Source organism: Streptomyces sp. NPDC005485 (assembly GCF_040606085.1).
GTDB lineage: Bacteria > Actinomycetota > Actinomycetes > Streptomycetales > Streptomycetaceae > Streptomyces.
The window spans coordinates 1-4,168 of sequence record NZ_JBEXDZ010000293.1 but is presented as its reverse complement, the minus strand read 5'-3'; the positions used below and the strand labels follow the sequence as shown (position 1 = coordinate 4,168).

The window sequence follows — 4,168 nt, the reverse complement described above, 5'->3', positions numbered from 1 at the left end:
CGCCGGCCCGCTCGGGGAACCCCGCGGTCGGCGGCCGCCGGCCATTGGTCACCGGCACGGGCCCGCGGGCGCGCGTGCGGTGCGAGTGGGCGCCGGCCGGGCGCGGCGCCGTACCGGCGCCGACCGCCGCCAGCGCCCGCTGCCCGTTGCCCTTGACACACTCCGGGTCCGGGCCGTCCAGCGGCAGCCCGGTGAAGAACTTCGCCGCCATGCAGCCGCCCCGGCAGGCGTCGTAGGCCGAGCAGGACGCGCAGGCGCCGCCGGACTGCGGGGAGCGCAGCTCGGCGAACAGCTGCGACTCGCGCCACACCGTGGTGAAGCCGCCCGGGGCGCGGACGTTGCCGGCGAGGAAGGTGTCATGGATGGCGAACGGGCACGCGTACACGTCGCCGACCGGATCGATCAAACACACCACCCGGCCCGCCCCGCACAGGTTCAGCCCCGCCAGCGCCTGCGGGCCAAGGGCGTTGAGGTGGAAGAAGGAGTCGCCGGTCAGCACGTTCTCGCCGTGCTCCAGCAGCCACTCATACAGCGTGCGCTGCTGCTCGGCGGTGGGGTGCAGCTCGTCCCACACATCGGCGCCCCGCCCCGAGGGCCGCAGCCGGGTCAGGCGCAGCTGGGCGCCGTGGGCGTCGGCGATGGCCCTGAAGTCGTCGAGCTGGCCGGCGTTGTGCCGGGTGACGACCACACTGAGTTTGAAGTCGCGCATGCCCGCCTCGGCGAGATGACCGATCGCGGTCATCGCGGTGTCGTACGAACCCGGCCCGCGCACCGCGTCGTTGACCTCCGCGCTCGCCCCGTCCAGGGAGATCTGCACGTCGACGTAGTCGCTCGCCGCCAGCCACCGGGCCCGCTCCGGGGTGATGCGCACCCCGTTGGTGGAGAACTTCACACCGACGTGGTGGGCGGTGGCGTACTCGACGAGCTCCCAGAAATCGGGGCGCACAGTGGGTTCGCCGCCGCCGATGTTGACGTAGAAGACCTGCATGCGCTCCAGTTCGTCGATCACGGCCTTGCACTCGGCCGTGCTCAGCTCCCTGGGATCGCGCCGGCCCGAGGAGGACAGACAGTGCACACACGCCAGGTTGCAGGCGTAGGTGAGCTCCCAGGTGAGGCAGATGGGGGCGTCGAGGCCGCTTTCGAAGTGGTCGACGAGCTTCACGCTGCTTCCTCCAGGCGGTCGGCGGCCGGCGCTGCGGGACGGGGTTCGATCACGCCGCCCTCGGCGAGGCCCGCCAGGGCGCCGAGATAGGCGGCGTGCCGCGCGGCCTCCAGCCCGGCCGCCACGAGCGCCGCGTGCACATCGGGATGGTCGGCCAACGACCGCACCACCGTGACGAGTTCGGGGGACTTCAAAAAGCACAGCCGACGGGTGCCGAAGTGATAGGCGAGCGCCCCGAAGGGCTCCGGGCGCAGGGCCACGCTGGGGGAGCACCGGTAGGGGCGCTCGGGGGTGAACACGGGGGCTCTCCGGTCAGTAGACGCCGCACATGCCGTCGATCGACACCTCTTCGACGAGCAGTTCCTCGGCGTACTCGGCCTCGGCGGTGATCCCGGATGCCTCGGCGGTCACGGTCGTCTCCTCGACGTCCATGCTCGGCCCTCCCTTCGCTGGTGGCACGGGGCACGGTTCCTGAAACAGATGGTGCGCGCGCCCCCCGGCTCTGAACACCCCTGGAAAAGTAGGGGGGTTGCCAGGCGGGCCGAAGACGGGCGGCAGCCGCCCGGCGCGTACCTTCACACCGCCGTCTCGGAGCCCCGTCCCGCCCCGCCCGCCGTCTTCTCCTCGCCCCGCGCGTCCTGCGGGCGGCTGCCCCCGCTCAGGGCCTGCAGCGCCAGCGAGAGGTCGCGGCCGGTCGGGGCGGACTCCGGGTCGATCAGCCACTGCGCCATGACCCCGGTGATCAGCGCCTGATGGAAGAGGCCGACCGCGCGCGCCAGCGATTCGTCCCGCTCCTGCGCCGTGCCGGGCGGCACGAAATCGCCCAGCCCGTACTGCGCCTCCACCATCCCTCGCGCCAGCGCCGCGCGCACCTCCAGCGAATGCCCCGCCTGGGTGATCGCCTCGAAATTCGCCGCCCACAGCCCGCGGTGCTCGCCGAACAGCTCCGTCACCTTGGTCCACAGCGCCTCGGTGCGATCCCCGGCCGCCACACCCCGCTCCCCGCGGGCGAGCGCCGTCTTCAGCGCCTCGCCCCACTCGATGTTCGCCTGGATCAGCGCCTCGTTGAGCAGGGCCTCCTTGGAACCGTAGTGGTAGCCGATGGAGGCCAGGTTCGTGCCCGACGCCGCGACGATGTCACGGGCCGTTGTGCGCGCGTAGCCCTTTTCGGCGAGGCACTGCTTCGCACCCTGGAGTAAAGCGTCGCGATGTCCCATCCTCGGCAGGGTCACCCCTGCGGCCCGTCCTGAAAACCCCTGAACCGCCGCTGCGCGCAAGGCTAGGGGGCCGCACAGCCGCGGGCCGGCCCCCGCACCGGGGGCCGGCCGCAGTGGGTCTGCTAGGCCGCCACCTGCGGGCGGACCCGGTTCAGGAGCAGGGACAAGAACCGGTCGGGATGGGTGTACGCCGAGAAGTGTGCGGCGTCCTCGACCAGTTCGAAGTGCTTGTCGGGCGCGGTCACCTCGTCGAAGAAACGCTGGGCGCGGCCGGGCGGGGTGACCAGGTCGTGCTCGCCCTGGAAGATGTAGAACGGCACCTCGAAGCCCGTCCCGTCCGCCCAGTCGTCGAAGTGGGTGGTCTCCGGGAAGATCTGCGCCGACAGTTTCATGCCCTGGAAGAACGCGGGCAGGTCCGGCAGCGAGTGCAGCGGTGACCACCACAGCGACGGCAGCACCGCGGACTTCAGCGCGGCGACGCTCTCGGGGTTGGTGGCCATCACATAGCGGTGGTACAGGGCGTGCTGCTCCGCCGTCCAGGAACGCGGGTCGGCCCCCATCTCCTCGACGGCGGCAATCTCCTTGCCCTTGCCCGCGGCGCGCAGCCGCTCCAGCAGGTCCTTGTACGCCGATCCGTCACGGCCCGCGTCGTAGACGTTCTGGTCGATGCCCACGTACGCGGAGAAACGCTCGGGATGCTCACGGATCAGCCGCACCCCGAAGCCGCTGCCCAGCGAGTGCCCCACCAGGACCACCCGCTCTACGCCGAGCCGGGCACGCACATGGTCGACGACCTCCAGCGCGTCGGAATACAGCCGCCCGTACGTCAGCTCGCCCTGCCCCTCCTTCCCGCCGTGCCGCAGCGTCTTGCCGGCACCGCGCATGTCCCAGCGCACCACCGTGAAGTGCTCCTCCCACGCCCGGGTGCGCACGGTGAACACCGAGGTGACCGAACCCGGCCCGCCGTGCACCTCCACCAGCACCGGGTTGGCCCGGTCGGCGCCCCGCACCGAGAGCCACTGCTCGATCCCGCCGATCGGCGCGAAGTACTGCTCGTCGATGCCCCGGCCGCCGTCGATGCGTAACAGCCGGGCATCGCGCCCCCGCACCAGGGACCGATGGGCCAGCGCTCCCGCCGACGCCGCGGCGCCGACGCCGGCCACTGTGGTCACAACTCGTTTGAACACGATCGTCCACCCACCCACTCATCGCCTGTCAGAAGGAACACCAAGCGGAACATCACCACGGGCGTTGTACAACCGTTTCGTGAGACTGAGGGGGCGCGAGCCCTGCCGCCAGGGTGCTTTGGCCGTGACGCGACGGCGGCGGCGCCCCCGCCGGGCCGGGTGCCTGCCGGGCCGGGTGCCCCAGGGCGCGCCGGAGACGGCACAAGCGCCCCTCTAATGAGCCTGGTTAGCCTCTGGCCAGGTTGCACGACCCGCCCCGCCGCCCAGGGGCTGTCCGCCGGACCGACAGGAGCCGACACGCGTATGTCTGTGGAAACCACCGCGACCCCCGCACCGGGGACCTCGCCCGCCAAGGATGTCCGCCGGCTGGACCGGGTGATCATCCGGTTCGCGGGGGACTCGGGTGACGGTATGCAGCTGACGGGGGACCGGTTCACCTCCGAGACGGCATCGTTCGGCAATGATCTGTCCACGTTGCCGAACTTCCCCGCCGAGATCCGGGCGCCCGCAGGCACTCTGCCGGGCGTTTCGTCGTTCCAGCTGCATTTCGCCGACCACGACATCCTGACCCCCGGCGATGCGCCGAATGTGCTGGTGGCGAT

5 protein-coding genes and 1 pseudogene are annotated in these 4,168 nt (G+C 71.5%); 1 reads left to right on the top strand and 5 read right to left on the bottom strand.

The genetic code is table 11. The features are described from left to right. The 5 genes from mftC to ABZS97_RS43490 form a co-directional block, all read right to left on the bottom strand. A partial coding sequence (mftC, locus tag ABZS97_RS43510) for a mycofactocin radical SAM maturase (protein ID WP_356149428.1) occupies positions 1–1,162 on the bottom strand: 1,162 nt, incomplete at its 3' end. Beyond that, complete coding sequence (gene mftB / locus ABZS97_RS43505; RefSeq protein WP_356149426.1) at positions 1,159–1,461, bottom strand: mycofactocin biosynthesis chaperone MftB; 303 nt, start codon at positions 1,459–1,461, stop codon at positions 1,159–1,161. The genes mftC and mftB, both read right to left, overlap by 4 nt. Positions 1,462–1,474: 13 nt before the next feature. Continuing rightward, positions 1,475–1,594: a mycofactocin precursor MftA gene (mftA, locus tag ABZS97_RS43500; protein ID WP_356149422.1), complete on the bottom strand. Its 120-nt coding sequence runs from the start codon at positions 1,592–1,594 to the stop codon at positions 1,475–1,477. Between the two features lie 143 nt (positions 1,595–1,737). Continuing rightward, on the bottom strand, positions 1,738–2,379 hold the full coding sequence (locus tag ABZS97_RS43495; protein WP_356149419.1) for a helix-turn-helix domain-containing protein: 642 nt from the start codon (positions 2,377–2,379) through the stop codon (positions 1,738–1,740). 122 nt (positions 2,380–2,501) lie between these two features. Continuing rightward, positions 2,502–3,551: an alpha/beta hydrolase gene (locus ABZS97_RS43490; RefSeq protein WP_356149416.1), complete on the bottom strand. Its 1,050-nt coding sequence runs from the start codon at positions 3,549–3,551 to the stop codon at positions 2,502–2,504. 318 nt (positions 3,552–3,869) lie between these two features. On the opposite strand from ABZS97_RS43490, the pseudogene ABZS97_RS43485 reads away from it, so the two are divergent. Then, positions 3,870–4,168 (top strand): annotated as a pseudogene (locus ABZS97_RS43485) (2-oxoglutarate ferredoxin oxidoreductase subunit alpha); the annotation flags it as partial.

Bases quoted from the DNA above. Each gene is read 5' to 3' on its own strand.
- mftA (WP_356149422.1), bottom strand. From the start codon at position 1,594: ATGGACGTCGAGGAGACGACCGTGACCGCCGAGGCATCCGGGATCACC.
- ABZS97_RS43495 (WP_356149419.1), bottom strand. From the start codon at position 2,379: ATGGGACATCGCGACGCTTTACTCCAGGGTGCGAAGCAGTGCCTCGCC.